1 protein-coding gene is annotated in these 492 nt (G+C 37.6%); it reads right to left on the reverse strand.

The annotated features are described in order from the left end of the window. Positions 1–29: 29 nt before the first annotated feature. Positions 30–492: SiaB family protein kinase (locus C6366_RS20910; RefSeq protein ID WP_107740646.1), on the reverse strand; the 463-nt coding region annotated here is incomplete at its 5' end.

The following is a 492-nucleotide window of genomic DNA, read 5'->3' on the forward strand; positions in this document are numbered from 1 at the left end:
AATAATTTCCATAACTATCAGCGCTTTAATCAGTTTCTTTTAATTGTTGAGGTGAGGATAAAAAACGAAACTTTATCATTCAGTTCCTTAAATTGGTATCCCAGCTTGCTCCCAGTTTTCTTTGCAATATCGATAAATCCGAGTCCTGCACCACCTTTTTCAGAAATTGTGGTTTCTTTAATTTGTTGTTTGAACAGAGCAGAAAGTCCCTCTTTATCAAGGCTGTTGATGTGTTCCAGGTTTTTCTTAAGATCCGGTACTTTTTCGTTTTTAATGATGTTGCCGGTAATGATGTTATAGGAGTCATCACCTTTGCTCACCATTACAATGCCGCGACGCTCCTCGTCTTCTTCACTAAGGGCATCGGCATGTTTGCTGATGTTTTGTAAACATTCGACCATTACATTGAAAACCTTTTTCTGCACAGTGTTTGATTCTGCACTTTTTGAAAGGCTTTTTTCAGTTAGGGAAGTAAAGGTTTTGGTTATTTCC

Source organism: Desulfonatronum sp. SC1, assembly GCF_003046795.1.
In the GTDB taxonomy this organism is placed as follows: Bacteria; Desulfobacterota; Desulfovibrionia; order Desulfovibrionales; family Desulfonatronaceae; genus Desulfonatronum.